This window comes from Rhizobium sp. BK491 (genome assembly GCF_014194925.1).
In the GTDB taxonomy this organism is placed as follows: Bacteria; Pseudomonadota; Alphaproteobacteria; order Rhizobiales; family Rhizobiaceae; genus Rhizobium.
In genome coordinates, this window is the sequence record NZ_JACIAR010000004.1 from 246,672 (window position 1) to 264,606 (window position 17,935).

Annotated in this window: 18 protein-coding genes; 15 read left to right on the forward strand and 3 right to left on the reverse strand. The window is 60.7% G+C overall.

Translation table 11 applies throughout. The features are described 5' to 3' along the window. Window position 1: 1 nt before the first annotated feature. Window positions 2-928 (reverse strand): pca operon transcription factor PcaQ, encoded by a 927-nt coding sequence (gene pcaQ / locus FHX05_RS19505; protein ID WP_183873916.1) that lies wholly within the window; start codon window positions 926-928, stop codon window positions 2-4. A gap of 94 nt (window positions 929-1,022) precedes the next feature. On the opposite strand from pcaQ, the gene pcaD reads away from it, so the two are divergent. The 15 genes from pcaD to FHX05_RS19580 all read left to right on the forward strand — a co-directional run bounded on the left by pcaD (window position 1,023) and on the right by FHX05_RS19580 (window position 15,950). Beyond that, entirely contained in the window at window positions 1,023-1,829 is an 807-nt protein-coding gene (pcaD, locus tag FHX05_RS19510) for a 3-oxoadipate enol-lactonase (protein WP_183873918.1), read from the forward strand. Continuing rightward, complete coding sequence (gene pcaC, locus FHX05_RS19515; RefSeq protein ID WP_183873920.1) at window positions 1,829-2,233, forward strand: 4-carboxymuconolactone decarboxylase; 405 nt, start codon at window positions 1,829-1,831, stop codon at window positions 2,231-2,233. The genes pcaD and pcaC overlap by 1 nt, the downstream gene beginning before the upstream one ends. A 12-nt stretch (window positions 2,234-2,245) precedes the next feature. After that, entirely contained in the window at window positions 2,246-2,995 is a 750-nt protein-coding gene (gene pcaH, locus FHX05_RS19520) for a protocatechuate 3,4-dioxygenase subunit beta (protein ID WP_183873922.1), read from the forward strand. Continuing rightward, window positions 2,995-3,609 (forward strand): protocatechuate 3,4-dioxygenase subunit alpha, encoded by a 615-nt coding sequence (gene pcaG, locus FHX05_RS19525; protein ID WP_183873924.1) that lies wholly within the window; start codon window positions 2,995-2,997, stop codon window positions 3,607-3,609. Before pcaH ends, pcaG begins: the two co-directional genes overlap by 1 nt. A gap of 3 nt (window positions 3,610-3,612) precedes the next feature. After that, window positions 3,613-4,662, forward strand: coding sequence for a 3-carboxy-cis,cis-muconate cycloisomerase (locus FHX05_RS19530; protein ID WP_183873926.1), 1,050 nt, complete (start codon window positions 3,613-3,615; stop codon window positions 4,660-4,662). Between the two features lie 148 nt (window positions 4,663-4,810). Further along, window positions 4,811-5,983, forward strand: a complete 1,173-nt coding sequence (locus FHX05_RS19535; RefSeq protein WP_183873928.1) for an ABC transporter substrate-binding protein — start codon at window positions 4,811-4,813, stop codon at window positions 5,981-5,983. A gap of 90 nt (window positions 5,984-6,073) precedes the next feature. Continuing rightward, a complete protein-coding gene (locus FHX05_RS19540; RefSeq protein WP_112335864.1) occupies window positions 6,074-6,937 on the forward strand; it encodes a branched-chain amino acid ABC transporter permease in 864 nt (287 codons plus the stop codon). 1 nt (window position 6,938) lies between these two features. Then, the gene (locus FHX05_RS19545; protein ID WP_183873930.1) at window positions 6,939-7,943 is read left to right on the forward strand and encodes a branched-chain amino acid ABC transporter permease; all 1,005 of its coding nucleotides are present in this window, start codon (window positions 6,939-6,941) and stop codon (window positions 7,941-7,943) included. Next, window positions 7,940-8,704 (forward strand): ABC transporter ATP-binding protein, encoded by a 765-nt coding sequence (locus tag FHX05_RS19550; protein WP_112398774.1) that lies wholly within the window; start codon window positions 7,940-7,942, stop codon window positions 8,702-8,704. Before FHX05_RS19545 ends, FHX05_RS19550 begins: the two co-directional genes overlap by 4 nt. Next, window positions 8,685-9,401 carry an ABC transporter ATP-binding protein gene (locus FHX05_RS19555; protein ID WP_183873932.1) on the forward strand — a complete coding sequence of 239 codons (717 nt, stop codon included), beginning with the start codon at window positions 8,685-8,687 and terminating at the stop codon, window positions 9,399-9,401. Before FHX05_RS19550 ends, FHX05_RS19555 begins: the two co-directional genes overlap by 20 nt. Window positions 9,402-9,534: 133 nt before the next feature. Continuing rightward, complete coding sequence (locus FHX05_RS19560) at window positions 9,535-9,927, forward strand: GFA family protein (protein WP_183873934.1); 393 nt, start codon at window positions 9,535-9,537, stop codon at window positions 9,925-9,927. A 116-nt stretch (window positions 9,928-10,043) separates the two neighbouring features. Beyond that, the gene (locus tag FHX05_RS19565) at window positions 10,044-13,688 is read left to right on the forward strand and encodes a hydantoinase B/oxoprolinase family protein (RefSeq protein ID WP_183874458.1); all 3,645 of its coding nucleotides are present in this window, start codon (window positions 10,044-10,046) and stop codon (window positions 13,686-13,688) included. A gap of 84 nt (window positions 13,689-13,772) precedes the next feature. After that, the gene (locus tag FHX05_RS19570; protein ID WP_183873936.1) at window positions 13,773-14,300 is read left to right on the forward strand and encodes a winged helix DNA-binding protein; all 528 of its coding nucleotides are present in this window, start codon (window positions 13,773-13,775) and stop codon (window positions 14,298-14,300) included. Between the two features lie 302 nt (window positions 14,301-14,602). After that, window positions 14,603-15,433, forward strand: coding sequence for an MBL fold metallo-hydrolase (locus tag FHX05_RS19575; RefSeq protein ID WP_183873938.1), 831 nt, complete (start codon window positions 14,603-14,605; stop codon window positions 15,431-15,433). Between the two features lie 79 nt (window positions 15,434-15,512). Continuing rightward, complete coding sequence (locus tag FHX05_RS19580; RefSeq protein ID WP_183873940.1) at window positions 15,513-15,950, forward strand: VOC family protein; 438 nt, start codon at window positions 15,513-15,515, stop codon at window positions 15,948-15,950. Between the two features lie 12 nt (window positions 15,951-15,962). On the opposite strand, the gene FHX05_RS19585 is transcribed toward FHX05_RS19580, so the two are convergent. Further along, window positions 15,963-16,709: a polysaccharide deacetylase family protein gene (locus FHX05_RS19585; protein WP_183711473.1), complete on the reverse strand. Its 747-nt coding sequence runs from the start codon at window positions 16,707-16,709 to the stop codon at window positions 15,963-15,965. Further along, window positions 16,699-17,796: a glycosyltransferase family 4 protein gene (locus FHX05_RS19590; protein WP_183873942.1), complete on the reverse strand. Its 1,098-nt coding sequence runs from the start codon at window positions 17,794-17,796 to the stop codon at window positions 16,699-16,701. Before FHX05_RS19590 ends, FHX05_RS19585 begins: the two co-directional genes overlap by 11 nt. Between the last annotated feature and the right edge of the window lie 139 nt (window positions 17,797-17,935).

Sequence of the window (17,935 nt, forward strand, 5' to 3'; positions counted from 1 at the left end):
ATTAAAGCTTCTTGGCGACCTCGCTTGCCGCTTCCCGGATTGTCTGCATCAGGATCGACAGTGGCAGGTTTGGAATGGCGTCGGTGCGCATGGTCAAGCCGACCGGTCCTTTCGTCTCGCTGGTATCGATCGGCAGAAGCGCCAGCAGGCCATCATCGACATCCCCGGCAACGACGCCGGCTGAGATGATCCAAATGGCATCGCTCGATCGCACGAAGGCGCGGCCGAAGGAATCGGAGACGGTCTCGATCTGGTTGGGCAGTCCGCCGGCGCCGTTGGCAATCAGGAAGCTCTCGACAAAAGGGCGGATGATCGAGCCGCGCGTCGGCATCAGGATCGTGTAGCGGTTGAGATCGGAAAACAGCGATTGCTGGGCGGAAAGCAGCGTATGGCCGGCCCGGACGGCGAAGACGACCTGTTCGGAGTAGAGATGCTCGAAGGAAAAGCCGGTCATCTTGTCGGGGCTTGCCAATCGGCCGACGACTAGGTCGAGATCGCCGATCCGCAACTGCTCCAGAAGCACCGCGTTTTCGCCTGTCACGATCTTGATGCGGCTCCAAGTCTCCTCCCTGAGAAACAGGTCCATCGCTCGCGGCATGATGCGTGTCGAGACCGTCGGCAACGCACCGACGCGGATCGGCGGCGCTTCACCGGAACGCTCCTGTGAGACGGAATCGAGGCCCTGGCGAAGTGCCGTCAGAGCGGCGCCGGCATGGCGGAGAAAAACATCGCCGTAGCGGGTGATGCGGATGCCACGCCCGTCGCGCTCGAAGACAGCAACGCCGAGCGCTTCTTCGAGTTCGCGGATGGTCTTCGTCACCGCCGGCTGGCTGATATTCAACAGGCCAGCCGCCTTGATCACGCTTTTCTGGCGCGCAACCTCGACAAAAGTCTGCAGATGGCGGAACTTGATGCGTGCGTCGAGCATGCTCACTCATAACCCTGGAGTTATCGTAGAGCAAAGAAATATCATTTTACCTAACCGGATTATACATCCAATCTCGCGTCCGAGGAGATTTCCAGTGCAGTTTGCCCGCATTAACGACGTCACGATCCACTATCAGATCATCGGCGGTCCGGCCGACAAGCCGGTGCTTGTCTTTGCCAATTCGCTCGGCACCGATTTCCGGATCTGGCGGGATGTGATCGTGCGGCTCGCCGGCGATTTCGCCATCGTGCTCTACGACAAGCGCGGCCATGGGCTCTCCGATCTCGGCCAGATGCCCTATTCCATCGAGGATCACGCCACCGACCTTGCCGGCCTGCTCGATTTCCTCTCGGTCAAGAATGCCATTATCTGTGGGCTGTCGGTCGGCGGGCTGGTCGCCCAGTCGCTCTATCAGCGCCGTCCGGATCTGGTGCGGGCGCTGATCCTTTGCGATACCGCCCACAAGATCGGCACGGCCGAGAGCTGGAATGCCCGCATCGCGCAGGTCGAAGTACATGGCATTGAATCCATCGTCGATTCCATCATGGAGCGCTGGTTCACGCCAGCCTTCCGCCGTCCGGAAAACATCGCCTTCGCCGGCTATTGCAACATGCTGATCCGCCAGCCGGTCGCAGGCTATGCCGCGACCTGCGCTGCCCTTCGCGATGCCGATTTGACTGAAGCCGCGGCCAAGATCGCCGTGCCCACCATCTGCATCGTCGGTGATCAAGATGGCTCGACCCCACCGGAACTGGTGCTGTCGACGGCAAAGCTCATTCCGAATGCGCGTTATAAAGTGATCAAGGACGCCGGCCATATTCCCTGCGTCGAACAACCCGAGGCGTTGACCGAAGTCATCCGTGCCTTCATCGACGTCGTCCTGCGTGGAGAACAAGCCTGATGAATGACCCTACCGCGCCGTCCGAGCGTTATCTACAGGGCATGGCGACGCGTCGCGCCGTGCTCGGCGACAGCCATGTCGATCGGGCCCAGCAGTGTTCGACCGATTTCGATCAACCGTTCCAGGAGTTGATCACCGAAGCGGCCTGGGGGCATGTCTGGTCGCGCCCGACTCTCAGTCGGCGGGAGCGCTCGATCGTGACGATCGCGCTTCTGGCAGCGCTCGGTCAGGATGATGAGGTGGCCATGCATGTGCGCGCAACGCGCAATACCGGCGCGACGCGCGACGATATTTGCGAGGCGCTCCTGCATGTGGCGATCTATGCGGGCGTGCCGGCCGCAAACCACGCGATCAAGATAGCCAAGCAGGTTTTCGAACAGATGGACGCCGAACAGGCGGCATAAAACGAGGCAGACATGTCCGATAGAAGCAACAGCAAGCCCGAAACGGGCGCATTTTTTGCGCGGGATCGCGCCTGGCATCCGCCGGCCTTCGCGCCGGGATACAAGACCTCCGTTTTGCGCTCTCCACAGCGCGCCTTGCTCTCGCTCGATGGGACGATCTCGGAGATCACCGGACCGGTCTTTGGCCATTCCATACTGAACGAGCTCGACAACGACCTGATCCATAATTTCGCCAAGCCTGGCGAGAGCGCGATCGGCGAGCGGATCATTGTTCATGGTCGCGTGCTCGACGAGCGCGGCCGGCCAGTTCCGGGCGTCCTGCTTGAATTCTGGCAAGCCAATGCCGGCGGGCGCTATCGCCACAAGAAGGAAACCTATCTCGCCGCCGTCGATCCGAATTTCGGGGGCTGCGGCCGCGCCATCACCGATGGGGAGGGGGGCTATGCCTTCCGCACCATCCGTCCCGGCGCCTATCCCTGGCCGAACGGCGTCAATGACTGGCGGCCGGCACATATCCACTTCTCCGTTTTCGGCCATGGTTTTGCGCAGCGGCTGATCACGCAAATGTATTTCGAGGGCGACCCGATGATCTGGAAATGTCCGATCGTCGGAACGATCCCCGACAAACAGGCGATCGAACAACTGATCGCGCCGCTCGATTGGGGCAACACGATCCCGATGGATGCCCGTGCCTATAAATTCGATATCGTGCTGCGCGGTCGCCGTTCGACCCTGTTCGAAAACCGGCTGGAGGGCAATTGATGGTACAGGATCTCGGCTATCTGAAGGAAACGCCGTCGCAGACGGCAGGCCCTTACGTCCATATCGGCCTGACACCGAACTACAGCGAAATCGGCGGCGTCTATGAGACCGATCTCGGCTCCGTCATGGTCAACGACAAGACGCTCGGCGAGCGCATCACGGTGACGGGAAGAGTGATCGATGGCGCGGGAGCGCCGGTCAAGGATGCTGTTCTCGAAATCTGGCAAGCCGATAGCGCCGGGCTTTACAACAGCCCGTCGGAGCTGCGCGGCACGGCCGATCCGAACTTTACCGGCTGGGGGCGTTGCCCGACCAATTCCACCGACGGCGTCTTCCGCTTCGAGACCATCAAGCCTGGCCGTGTTCCCTTCAAGGACGGCCGCAAGATGGCGCCGCACATCACCGTCTGGATCGTCGCACGCGGCATCAACATCGGCCTGCATACACGCATGTATTTTCCGGAAGAGACTGCGGCCAACGCCGAGGACCCCTTGCTCGCACGCATCGAACATAGGGATCGCCTCGCAACGCTGATTGCCGCAAAGGAAGGCTCCGTCTACACCTTCGATATCCATTTGCAGGGCGACAAGGAAACGGTTTTCCTCGATATATAGGCCATGAGCGTTTCTCCCTTCGATCATCCATTCCTGTCCGGCCTCCTCGGCGACGAGGAGATTGCGGCCTATTTCTCGGCCAAGGCCGATATCCGCGCCATGCTATCTTTCGAAGCTGCGCTTGCGCAGGTCGAGGCGCAGCATGGGCTGATCCCGCAAGCGGCGGCTGGGCGGATCGCGGAGGTCTGCACGGATTTCGAGCCTGACCTGCCAAGCCTGAAGACGGCAACGGCATCGGATGGCGTCGTCGTTCCTGAGCTTATCAGGCAGTTGCGTGAGGCGGTCGGCGAGGATGCAGGCAAACATGTCCATTTCGGCGCAACCAGCCAGGACGTCATCGACACCAGCCTGATGCTGCGGCTGAAGGCGATCGTCTTCCTGTTGAGCGGTCGTCTTTTTGCCGTCTCGGCAGGGCTTCAAAAGCTCGACGATCAGTTCGGTTCGAACAGGCTCATGGGCCGTACCCGCATGCAGGCCGCAATCCCGATCACTGTGTCCGACCGGCTGCGCGCCTGGCGCCATCCTCTCGATCAATATCGGGACCGGCTGACGCTGGAGACCTTCGCGCTGCAGTTCGGCGGCGCGGCGGGAACGCTGGAAAAGTTTGGGTCCAAGGCGGATGATGTCCGGGCTTCCCTGGCGCAGGCGCTCGGTCTGACGGATGAGCCGCAATGGCAGAGCCAGCGCGGACGGATCGCCGAACTGGCGGGGATGTTGTCGATGATCTCCGGCAGCCTCGGCAAGATCGGTCAGGACGTCGCACTTCTGGCGCAGGCCGGAGATGAGATCGAGCTTGCCGGCGGCGGCGGCTCCTCCGCTATGCCGCACAAGCAGAATCCGGTGGCGGCGGAGACGCTGGTGACGCTGGCGCGATTCAATGCCGTGCAACTGTCCGGTATCCATCAGGCGCTCGTTCACGAGCAGGAGCGTTCGGGGACTGCCTGGACGCTGGAGTGGCTTCTGTTGCCGCAGATGGTGGTGGCAACGGCTACGTCGCTACGTCAGGCGCTGCAACTGCTCGGGATGATCAAACGCTTGGGGACGGCATCCTGAACGAGACTTGGGTTAGAATCATAACCTTTGAATTATGGATCGAAGCATTTATTTCATTTTACATCACCATTTCGTATGAGAAATTGGCGATGGTCGAGGTTTGAAGATTGGATGCGGCTCGGAATCCGGGCTGCCGGGAGGAGAAAGAATGAAACGGTTTATCTTGGCCGCCATCGCGGCCGCTGCCCTTGGCGGCACTGCCTATGCCGATACCATCAAGGTCGGCGTCATCGGACCTTTCTCGGGGCCGTTTGCACTACAGGGCAAGAATTTCAAGGCTGGTATCGATGCCTATATGGCAATCAACGGCAAAAAGGTTGGCAATGACGAGGTGGAAGTGATCTACCGCGACGTGCCTCAGGCCGATCCCGCCCAGTCGAAGGCGCTGGCCCAGGAACTCGTCGTCAAGGAGAAGGTCCAGTATCTCGCCGGCTTCTACTTTACCCCGGATGCGATGGCCGTGACGCCGATCCTCAAGCAAGCCAATGTGCCGATGGTGATCTTCAACGCCGCGACTTCGGCCATCGTCACCAAGAGCCCGCTCGTCGTGCGGACCTCCTTCACCACCTGGCAAACCTCGACGCCGATCGCCAAGGTTGCCTATGATGCCGGCGTCAAGAAGGTCATCTCCGTCGTCAGCGATTACGGTCCGGGTGTCGATGCTGAAAATGCCTTCAAGGCCGGTTTCGAGAAGCAGGGCGGCGAAGTGGTCCAGGCGATCCGCATGCCGCTGTCGACAAACGACTTCAGCCCCATCATGCAGCGCATCAAGGATTCCGGCGCCCAAGGCGTCTTCGCTTTCCTGCCGTCAGGCCCGACGACGCTCGGCTTCGTCAAGGCCTATAACGAAAACGGCCTGAAATCCGCCGGCATCAAGCTTTTTGCACCCGGCGACCTCACGCAGGAATCCGATCTACCGGCACTTGGCGACGCCGCACTCGGCATGCAGACGACCTTCCACTATGCGATCTCGCATGACTCGCCCGAAAACAAGGCTTTCGTCGCAGCCGCCGGCAAGGCGATCGGCAATCCGGCCGAGCTGACCTTCCCGGCCGTCGGTGCTTTCGACGGCATGCATGTCATCTACAAGATGATCGAGGCGACCGGCGGCAAGCAGGATGCGCAAAAGGCCGTCGACGCCGTAAAGGGTCTGTCCTGGGTTAGCCCGCGCGGCCCGGTGACCATCGATGCGGAAAGCCGGCACATCACGCAGAACATCTATCTGCGTGAAGTCGCCAAGGGCGATGACGGCAAATACTACAACAAGGAAATCCAGACCTTCGAGAAGCAGGGCGATCCAGGCCTTGCTGCCGCGAAGTAAGCGCTCCTGAAGCTCCATCCTTGATCGGAAGCCTCCGGTAAGGGATGTGACGACAGCGGCCGCGCAACAACAACCGGACCAGCAATTTCAATGCAAACCGTGCTCAGCATAGCAGTCGATGCCCTCGCTTACGGCATGGTGCTGTTCGTCATTTCCATCGGGCTTTCCGTCACTATGGGGTTGATGCGCGTCGTCAATCTGGCCCATGGCGCCTTTGCCATGATCGGCGGCTATATCGCCTCTTATGCCGCACATGATCTTGGTCTTGGCTATGCCGCCGCCGTATTGCTGGCCGTGGTCGGCACGGTCATCATTTCCATCCCGATCGAACGGCTGCTTTATCGGCGCATCTATGGTGCGCCTGAGTTGACGCAGGTTCTGATGACGATCGGCATCACCTTCTGCATCATCGGTATCGCCAACTACGTCTTCGGTCCGACCTTGAAGACCATTCCCTTGCCAGGCAGCCTGCAAGGCTCCGTCGACCTTGGCTTCCGTACCATTGGCACCCATCGCATCTTCGCGATCGTCTGCGGCCTCATCGTTGCTTTGGCATTGTGGTACACGATCGAGAAGACCTCCTTCGGCGTGAAGTTGCGCGCTTCCGTCGATAACGCCGCAATGGCGGCGGCTCTCGGTGTCAGAACGGAAGTGGTCTACGCCGTCAGTTTCGCCGTTGCCGTTGGGCTTGCCGCCTTCGGCGGCGTGGTGGGTGCCGAACTGCTGCCGGTCGAACCCTACTATGCTCTGCGCTACATGGTGACCTTCTTGGTTGTCGTCTCCGTCGGCGGCGCGGGCTCGATTTCCGGCGCGCTGCTTGCCTGTCTCATCCTTGGCTGCATCGACACAACAGGCCGCTATCTCATGCCGGAATACGGGGAATTCTTCTTCTATCTGGCCGTCATCGCCATCATCTGCGTCTTCCCGCGCGGCTTTGCAGGGAGAATGAAGTAACATGGCTTTGACCCTTGAAAGAGAGGCCGCACCGATCGTGACCAGACATCGTACATTCGGGCAGGATCTGATCGCGGTAGCGGTCATCGTCCTGTTGGCTGCCGCCGGCTACCTGTTGTTTCCGGACAACCTCGCTCTTCTCACGCGGCTGATCGCGATCGCGCTTCTCGTGCTGTCGCTCGATCTTGTCACCGGCTATTGCGGCGTGGCGACCCTCGGCCATGCAGCGCTGTTCGGTGCCGGCGCCTACGCTGCCGGCATCGCATCCGCCCATTACGGCATCAACGACCCGCTGCTGATGACGCTTGCCGGCATCGCCGGCGGCGCGGTTGCCGGGTTGATTTGCTCCATCGTCATTTTGAGAGCTCATGGCCTGCCGCAGCTCGTGCTATCGATCGCGCTGATTTATCTCTTCCACGAATTCGCCAACAAGGCATCGAGCTGGACAGGCGGAAGCGACGGCCTGTCGGGCATTTCAGCCGATCCTTTGTTTGGTGTTTTCGAGTTCGATCTCTATGGGCACACGGCCTACCTCTACGGCGTGGCACTGCTTCTGATCGTGCTCGTGCTTTTGCGCTTTCTCGTTCGTTCGCCCTTCGGCATGCTCTGCCGCGGTATCCGCCAGGATCCCTTGCGCATCCGCGCCATGGGAGCCTCGCCCAAGGTGGCTCTCACCAAGATGTATGTCATTTCCGGTGCCGTTGCCGGCATCGGTGGCGCCCTGACTGCTATCTCGACGCAGGTCGTCGGCCTCGACAGCCTTTCTTTCACACAATCGGCCGAGGCGCTCGTCATGCTCGTGCTCGGCGGGACAGGTTCGCTGTTCGGTGCGCTCGTCGGCACGCTGATCTTCATGCTGTTCGAGGATTACGTCTCTGCCGCCAATCCCTTCCACTGGCTGACGATTGTCGGTGCGCTGTTGATCCTCGTCGTTCTCTTCGCGCCGAAGGGTATCTACGGTACGGCCGCCGCCTATGTTGCCCGTCGCCGGGAGGCGCGGGCATGAGTGCGATTTTCGAGGTTAGCAATCTGAAGAAGGCGTTCGGCGGCCTGACGGTGACGAACAATGTCAGCCTGTCGATGGCGCCGGGAGATCGTGTGGCTCTCATCGGCCCGAACGGCGCGGGCAAGACCAGTTTCGTCAATCTCGTCACGGGCAATCTGCAAGCGGATTCCGGCGAGGTCCGCATCGGCGGTCAGAGCGTCAACAAGGTCGATGCCATCGGCCGTGTCAGGCGCGGCCTCGTACGCTCGTTCCAGGTGACGCGGCTGTTTCAGGATATGACGCCGGCCGAGCATGTCGGCATGGCCGTGCTGCAGCGAACGGGTCGCTCCAGTCGCATGTTCGGCAATTTCCTCGCGATGCGCGATGTCATGGCCGAGACGGAGGAGCTGCTCGGCACGCTTGGTCTCGCATCCCTCGCGCATCGCAAGGTCAGTGAGATTGCTTACGGCCAACAGCGGCTCCTGGAAATTGCCGTTGCCATGGCCCTGAAGCCGAAGGTGCTTCTGCTCGACGAGCCTGCCGCCGGCGTGCCGCAAAGCGATACGGGCCGCATCGAACAGGCGCTGGCCGATCTCCCCGCTGATCTTGCCGTGCTGATGATCGAGCATGACATGGACCTCGTTTTCCGTTTTGCCAAGCGCGTGGTCGTGCTCGCCGCCGGCACGATCATATTCGATGGTTCGCCGAAAGACGTGACGCAGGACGCGCGGGTGCGCGAAGCCTATCTTGGGAGCTACGCCAATGCCGGCCACGCCGCTTGAAGTCGAAAACTTGTCGGCCGGCTATGGTCCGACGCGGGTGCTGGAAGGGGTTTCCTTTTCCGTGCCGGCCGGCGGCCGGCTTGCCGTGCTCGGCCGCAACGGCATGGGCAAGAGCACGCTGCTTGCCACGCTCGCCGGGCAGACCCGGCGCTATGATGGCCGCATCCGGCTAGGTTCGGCCGACATCGCCAGCCTGCCGAGCGCCCGCCGCGCCCATCAGGGCCTCGGCTACGTGCCGCAGACGCGCGACGTTTTTCCGACGCTGACGGTGGAGGAAAATCTCTCCGTCGGGCTCAAGGGCCGGCCGAAGACCGCCCTGCAGGAAGCCTACGATATGTTCCCGCGCCTGAAGGAACGCCGCAAAAATTTAGGCGGTCAGCTTTCCGGCGGCGAGCAACAGATGCTGTCGACGGCCCGCACCATCCTCGGCCGCCCCTCCGTCCTGCTGCTGGATGAGCCGCTGGAGGGGCTTGCGCCCGTCATCTGCGAGGAGTTGATGACGGCCTTCGCCAAGCTCGCCAAGTCGGGCGACATGACGATCCTACTCGTCGAGCAGCGCATCCAGAGCGCGCTCGATTTTGCCAGCGATGTTATCATTCTGGAGCGCGGTCGGCTTGCCTGGAAGGGGACGCCCGAGGCGCTAGCTGCGGATCATGGTGCGGTCGAGCGTCTGCTCGGCGTCGGTGGACTACATTAGCGCATCCACTCCGGCTGCGCTCGAATCGAGCGCGGCCTTATAATGAAACCCTATGCTTCTAGCCGCCTACGGTCGCGGCGACTGTTCCTTTTATCGTAGACAGTCCGCCTGCCTGTTTTTGAGGAGGTGCAAGATGGATCGATTTACCGGCGGCTGCCTGTGCGGCAAGGTGCGGATCGTGGCCTCGGGGCGCCCCTATCGGGTCGGCATTTGCCATTGTCTCGACTGCCGCAAGCATCACGGCGCGCTTTTCCATGCCTCCGCGATCTTTCCCGAGGATGCGGTGACGATCGAAGGTGAAACACGCGACTATGCCGGCCGCTTTTTCTGCCCTCACTGCGGCTCGTCCGTTTTCTCGCGAAGCGCGGACGAAATCGAAGTGAATCTCGGGTCTCTCGATGCCCCTGATCAGCTAAGGCCGACCTACGAACTCTGGACCGTCCGCCGCGAATCCTGGCTGCCGCCGTTTCCGCTAGCAAGGCGATATGATTACGATCGCGAGGGAACGAGCCGCTTCGAGGATTAGGTCGGGTTCGCTGCAAGCGTTATGATGGCAAAAATTGTTAACGGCGATGAGCATCGATTCATGTTGACGACAAAACGTTGACGATTTATCGATATATTGTCATCGTTGTTGGTGTAATGCTGCTGGAGGCGGATTTGTCGGATAAGATTTCGGATCGTTGGGATTTCTGGATCGATCGCGGCGGTACCTTTACCGATGTCGTCGGGCGTGATCCGTCCGGCGCTCTCCACGCCCGCAAGGTCCTCTCGGAAAATCCCGAGGCCTATCGCGACGCAGCCGTCCACGGCATCCGCCTGCATCTCGGTCTCGGCAAGAGCGAGCCGGTTCCTGAAGGTGCGATCGGCGAGGTCCGCATGGGCACGACGGTCGCCACCAATGCGCTGCTCGAGCGCAAGGGTGAGCGCCTTGCGCTGGTGACGACGAAGGGTTTCCGCGACGCGCTGCGCATCGGCTACCAGGAGCGCAAGAAGATCTTCGCGACCGAGATCGTCAAGCCGGAAGCGCTTTACGAAGATGTTGTCGAGATCGAGGAGCGCGTGCTTGCCGACGGCACCGTCGAACTGGCTCTGGATGAAAAGGCTGCAGAAGCTGCGCTGCGCGACCTTCTTGCTAGGGGTTATCGCTCCGTCGCCATTGTTTTCATGCATGCCTATAAATTTCCGGCGCATGAGGCGGCAGTCGCCCGGATCGCACGATCGATCGGCTTCGAACAGGTCTCAGTAAGCCATGAGGTCTCACCGCTGATCAAGCTCGTCGGCCGCGGCGATACGGCTGTCATCGACGCCTATCTCTCGCCGGTGCTCGGTCGCTATATCCGTCAGGTCTGCGATGAGCTTGATGTCGAGCGCACCGGCGCGCGCGTCATGTTCATGATGTCGTCGGGCGGATTGACGGCCGCAGACATGTTCCAGGGCAAGGATGCGATCCTTTCAGGTCCGGCCGGTGGCGTGGTCGGCCTTGCCAAGACCGGCGAACAGGCGGGCTTTGCCAATGTCATCGGCTTCGACATGGGCGGCACCTCGACGGATGTGGCGCATTTCGATGGTGAATATGAGCGCGCCTTTGAAACGGAAGTGGCGGGTGTCCGCGTCCGTGCGCCGATGATGTTGATCCATACCGTTGCGGCCGGCGGCGGCTCGATCCTGCATTTCGATGGCGATCGTTTCCGTGTCGGCCCGGATTCGGCCGGCGCCTTTCCTGGGCCTGCCTGCTACCGCAACGGCGGCCCGCTGGCCGTCACCGACGCCAATGTCATGGCCGGTAAGCTGCTGCCGGAATTCTTCCCCTCCATCTTCGGACCGAACCAGGATCAGCCGCTCGATGTCGAGACGGTGCGCGCCAAGTTCGCAGCACTCGCAGCTGAGATCGGCGATGGTCGCAGCCCGGAAGATGTCGCCGACGGTTTCATCCGCATCGCGGTTGCCAACATGGTCGAGGCGATCAAGAAAATCTCGGTGCAGCGCGGCTATGACGTGACGCGCTATGCGCTCAACTGCTTCGGCGGTGCCGGCGGGCAACATGCCTGCCTGGTCGCAGATGCGCTTGGGATGAAGAGCATCCTTCTGCATCCGATGTCCGGTCTTCTCTCCGCCTATGGCATGGGGCTTGCCGATATCCGCGCAACGCGCCAGAAGGCGCTCGGTGTTTCCCTCGATGACGCTGCACCAGCAGCTATCGCAGCGCTTGGCAGCGAACTGCGCGGCGAATGCGTGCCCGAGTTGGAAGCCCAAGGCGTCGCAACGGCCAAGATCAAGACTGTCCAGCGCGCACATATCCGCTACGCCGGCACCGATACGCTGCTGGCGGTCGAGACGACCTTTCCTAAGATTGACGCTCCCGCGCGGCTGCGCAGTCAGTTCGAGACGCTGCACAAGCGCCGCTTCGGCTTCGTTGCCGAGGATAAGCCTTTAGTGGTGGAAGCCGTCGAGATCGAAACGATCGGCGGTGCTGCCGCCGATATCGCAGTCGAGCTGGAGACGATAGCCGAAGGTGAAGCTGAGGCGGCAAGGCGCACCGCCTTCTATTCGAACGGTGAAAGTCACGATGCGGCCGTCGTTCTGCGCCAGGCGATCAAGCCCGGCCAGACCGTGACCGGCCCGGCCATCGTCATCGAACCGAACCAGACGATCGTCATCGAAGACGGCTGGCAGGCGCAACTGACCGCAAGGGATCATATCGTCCTCACGCGCATCAAGGCGCTGCCGGAGCGCAGTGCCATCGGCACCAAGGCCGATCCCGTCATGCTGGAGATCTTCAACAATCTCTTCATGTCGATCGCCGAGCAGATGGGCATGACGCTGCAGAACACGGCCTATTCGGTCAACATAAAGGAGCGGCTGGATTTCTCCTGCGCCGTCTTCGATGCCGAAGGCAATCTGGTCGCCAACGCGCCGCATATGCCGGTTCATCTGGGCTCGATGGATGCATCCGTCGCAACCGCGATCCGCGAGAACGCCGTCATTCATCCGGGCGACGTCTTCCTCATCAACGCGCCGTATAATGGGGGCACGCATCTGCCCGACTTGACGGTTTGCACCCCAGTCTTCGATGATGCCGGTGAGAAGATACGTTTCTGGGTCGCTAGCCGCGGCCACCATGCCGATATCGGCGGCATTTCGCCGGGATCGATGTCGCCGCTTGCCACCCATATCGAGGAAGAAGGCGTCTATATCGACAATTTTAAGCTGCTCGATCGCGGCCGATTCTGTGAGGCAGAACTTACCAAACTGCTGACAGGTGCGCGTTATCCGGTGCGCACGCTGGCGCAGAACATCAACGATCTCAAGGCCCAGGTTGCCGCCAATGAAAAGGGTGTCGCCGAGCTGAAGAAGATGATTTTTCACTTCGGCGAAGATGTCGTCGACGCCTATATGGGTCACGTTCAGGACAACGCCGCCGAAAGCGTGCGCCGCGTCCTCGACCGTCTGTCGGATGGCGAATTCAGCTATGAGATGGATCAGGGCTGCAAGATCGTCGTCAAGATTTCGATCGACAAGGACAAGCGCGAGGCAACGGTCGATTTCACCGGCACCTCGGCGCAACGCCCGGATAATTTCAACGCGCCACAGCCGGTGACGCGGGCGGCCGTGCTCTATGTCTTCCGTGTGCTTGTCGAGGCCGATATTCCGATGAATGCCGGATGCCTGAGGCCGATCCGCATCATCATCCCCGAAGGTACGATGCTGACGCCGGAATATCCGGCCGCCGTCGTTGCCGGCAATGTCGAAGTCAGCCAGGCCGTGACCAACTGCCTGTTCGGCGCGGTCGAGGCGCTCGCTGCAGCCCAAGGAACGATGAACAACCTGACCTTCGGCAACGATGCCTATCAATATTACGAGACGATCTGCTCCGGCGCACCGGCAGGACCGGGCTTCAACGGCGCCGATGCCGTCCACACGCACATGACCAATTCGCGCCTGACGGATCCCGAAATCCTCGAGACGCGGTTCCCGGTCGTTCTGGAGGATTTCCACATTCGTCCGAATTCAGGCGGACGCGGTAAGTGGAATGCCGGCAACGGTACGCAGCGCACCATCCGCACGCGCGAAAAGCTGGAATTCGCGATCCTGTCGGGACATCGGCGCGTAGCGCCCTTCGGCGTCAAGGGCGGCGAAGCCGGCCAGACCGGCCGCAACTATGTCCGTCGCAACGATGGCAGGATCGAAGAGCTGATCGGCTCGGCCCATACCGTGCTCGAAGCGGGCGAGGCCTTTACCGTCGTCACTCCCACCGGCGGCGGCTACGGGAAGCGGGACGAATAGGAATCTAATGTTGGAGCCGAGCGGCAATCGCCCACTCGGCCTGTTGGTCTGCAGGGCCTTGATCCGGGTTCGAAGGAGTTTCAGGTGACGTCCGAAGAAAATAGCGAACGGCGTGAATTGATCGTATCGTCGGCCCATCTGGCCGGTGGTAGCTCGCCGGCCCTGTCGGAGCTGGAATATGGGTCGATCCTCTTTTCGCATGCCTTCAATCGATGGCTGGTGCGCTGCATGGCGGCGGCCGGCGTACCTGGCCTTTCGCCGATCGAGATCCTGATCATCCATTCCGTGCGGCATCGCGACCGGCCGAAAACGCTTGCCGATCTCTGCCTCGTCCTCGACATCGAGGACACGCATGTTGCCAATTACGCCATCAAGAAGCTCGAGGCGGCAGGCCTTGTCAAAAGCGGCAAGGCCGGCAAGGAAAAGACTATCCGGGTCACCGACAAGGGCCTGGACGCGCTGAAGCGCTATACCGAAATTCGCGAGCGGCTGCTTGTCGAGGCGACGAAAGTATCGGGTCTCTCGCAAGATGACCTCTCCGATATCGCCTCGCATCTCAGGGCATTGTCCGGCTATTACGAACAGGCCGCACGGTCGGCCGCGACGCTGTAAGATAAAGGCGCGCAAGTTTCTCCCAAATCTTCTTGGCTCTACCCAAGATTCGCTTTTCATTAAGCGCTAATATAATTTGGGTCGCCGGCGTCACACGCAAATTCCCGCCTCTTATCTATTCTGCCATTTCATACCTATATTAGATCTGTGCGATCCGTTGGCGGCAATCCGTTCAGCGATCTGTGTCGGCCGACCGATGAGATCCAGTTTTTACCACTGCACGACTTTTAGAAATTGCTGGCTTCGCACGATAGCAAAAGTGTGCTTTTTTTGACCGAAAGGGGAATGGTGTAAAAACTTCCATGAACAACGATAGTTTTGAGCTGAAATTTTGGGGCGTGCGGGGAAGCATCCCTGTATCGGGACCGGAATTTGAGCGGTACGGCGGTAATACGTCGTGCATAGAATTACGGCATGCGGGCAGGCATATCTTATTCGACGCCGGAACGGGTTTGCGCGAAGCGGCCGGTTCGCTTGCCAAGGAGGGGGTCCACGATATCGATCTCTTCTTCACTCACTCCCACTACGACCACATCATCGGGCTGCCTTTCTTCAACGCGATCTACGATCCGCGCGTCAGCGTCGATCTCTGGTCGGGCCATCTGGCCGGCAAGACGACGACGCGGCAGCTGATCGGCCAGTTCATGCGGCCGCCATGGTTTCCTGTTGAACCCGACATCTGTCGTGCGACGATGAATTTCCGCGATTTCGCCGCCGGCGATACGTTGAAGCCGCATCCGGGCATCGTCATCCATACGACGAGGCTGAACCATCCCGGCGGCTGTATCGGCTATCGCATCGAATGGGCGGGTCGGGTGATCGCCATGGTCTATGACACCGAGCACGTGGCAGGCAAACTCGATGAGGCGGCGCTTGAACTGATGGCGGATGCAGATCTTGCCATCTACGATGCGACCTATCTCGAAGCGGAGATGCAGAAATATCTCGGTTTTGGCCATTCTACATGGCAGGAGGGCATCAAGCTTGCCAAGAAGGCCGGTGCCAAGCGGCTTGCCATGTTCCATCATGCGCCTGGCCGAACTGATCGAGAACTGGATGACATGCAGCACGATGCGCAGAAGAGCTTCCCCGAAGCGTTCTTCGCCTTTGACGGACAATCGCTGCAGCTCTGACGTACGTTTGGCCGCAAGCACCCATTGTTAGACCGGGCAGCACCCCGTAGACTGGAACGACTTTCGGGAGGTTGCAAGCATGGCCGTCAAACGGATGGACAATGTCGGAATCGTCGTCGAAGACCTCTCCGGCGCGATCGATTTCTTTGGCGAGCTTGGCCTTGAGCTCGAAGGGCAGGCGACGATTGAGGGAGAGTGGGCCGGGCGTATCACCGGGCTCGGCGATCAGCGCGTCGAGATTGCCATGATGCGCACACCGGATGGGCACAGCCGGCTCGAGCTTTCCCGCTTTCTCGCGCCGGCTGTCGTTGCGGACCACCGGAATGCACCGGTCAACGCTTTGGGCTACCTCCGGGTTATGTTCGCCGTCGACGACATCGACGAGACGCTTGAAAGGCTCCGCAAGCGCGGTGCGCAGCTCGTCGGCGAAGTCGTCCAGTATGGCAACGCATATCGCCTCTGCTATATCCGCGGGCCTGAAGGGCTCCTCATCGGGCTTGCTCAGGAACTTAGCTGAGCGCGATGCGCTTTAGTATACGAAGTTGCCGACTGGCCGCCATTCGATGGCGGCATGGTCGGCCGTTTCCTCGAACAGTGTCTCGACGAAATCCCAGGCGAGATCGTCATGGACGAGATGGTGCGTCATCACCCCGATCGGTTCGTCGTGACCGTCGAAGCGGATCCGGAGCTCTTCCACGAGACGTCCGATCACTTCGGCATGTGATAAACCGCCACGCACCCCGTGCCATCTCATGATATCGATATGCGTATTGATCAAGCCGATAGGGCCCTGTTTTGCCAATCCGAAGACGGAGACGGCGCGATAGCCGAAGGGCGCGAGATGCGGCAGCAGCGCATCGTCGATCCGGTTCCACGGCGGCACCAGCAGCGGTACGAACTGCTTGCCATAAAGAGCTTCGAGCTTATCGAAACCGCGATGCAGCTCGTCGAGCACGACCGCCTGCGGCCGGTGCAGGCCGAGTTCCTGCTTCTTGGTATCGTCAGGCGCATAGTTCTGGTGGGTCCAGCCATGCACGGTGGCGGTGACGCGGCTTTCGCCCGCCAGCCGTTCGGCGAGTGCCTTGCCCGTCGGTTGCGGAATGATCGCAAGCGCGATAGGCACGTCGAAACGATTGGCAAGCGATAGAAGCCGGTCGAGGGGAGGGGTCGGCTCGATGGCGTCGTCGTCGCGGAACCATAGCTTCGCCTTTCGCCCGGCCGCGCTCCATCGCTGCAGCTCGTCGCGCAGGGGCTGCCAGTCGGCTCTATCGCTCATAATAGGTGTCTCCCAGATATTTTCGAAGAATAGTTTCCAGCCGCTTCGATGCGGCGGGCAGTGAACGCTCCTGATGCACGAAGTCATAGGCTGCGTCTGCCATGGCCCGATGCCGGCTCGCGTCGTTCAAAAGCTCGGCGATAGCCCCGGCATAGGCCTCGATATCGCCTTCCTGTGTTAGAAGTCCTGTCATGCCCGCCATCACCACTTCCGGCACACCGGCCGTTGCCTGCGCGACGACGGGCAGGCCCGCTGCCTGCGCCTCGAGATAGGCGAGGCCATAGGCTTCGTTGCATCCTGGCCAGACGTAGAGACCGGCTGTCGCCAGCTCTTGCGCGATCTCTGCGGTAGAACGCTCTCCGCGCCAGATGATGCGGTCTTCGCCAAATGCGGAGAACAGCGACGTTACCTCGCCGCGCATCGGCCCGTCACCGATGACGGTCAGGGTCCAATCCTGATCGCGGATGAGATCGAGCGCACTTGCCAGCATGACGTAGCTATCGAACTTGTCGCCCCTGCGTAGCATCGCCACCGTAATCAGCCGTCGCGGATCGGCGAAGGAGCGTGCAAAGGGCGCGGTGTCGATGAAGGGCGGGAAGCGCTCGTAACGGCCCTCGGGAATTGCATCGGCCAAACCGATCCGGTCGCGCTCGGTGAAGCACAGATTGACGGCGGCAAGCCTTACCGCATCGGCAATCAGGCGCTGGTTCTCGTGCCAGCCGGTCTCGTCATGACGGCGGGAGTAGGAAGCCTCGGCCGTGACATAGGGGATATTAAGCCTCCCGGCGACGAACGGGCCGATGAGATCGGGTGTCTTGTAATAGGGATGATAGGTGAACCATAGATCCGGTGATGCCGTATGCTGCCACTGCTTCAGCAATTGCTCCTCCTCACTTTTCGCCTGCCGGGCGATCTTCACGCGTGGGCCGGCGTCCGGAGTGGGCGTAAAGCTGCGCAATTCGGAAGCGACGTCAACCTGATGGCCCGCCATCTTCAATGCTGCGATGATCTGGCGCGCCATCAGCCGGTCACCGGATGGGACCGGATGGGCAGGCGACTTCAAGGGAGCGTAAAAGGCGATTTTCATGATGTCGTCACACGGTTGACGATTAAGTGATGGCAGGAACCCGAATCGTGAAAGGATTGCCCGAATTCCGACCGGTTGCGTGACAATAAGATCCCTGCTTCAAAAAGCCGCATCCTCGACAGCATGCGGCGTTGCGGCT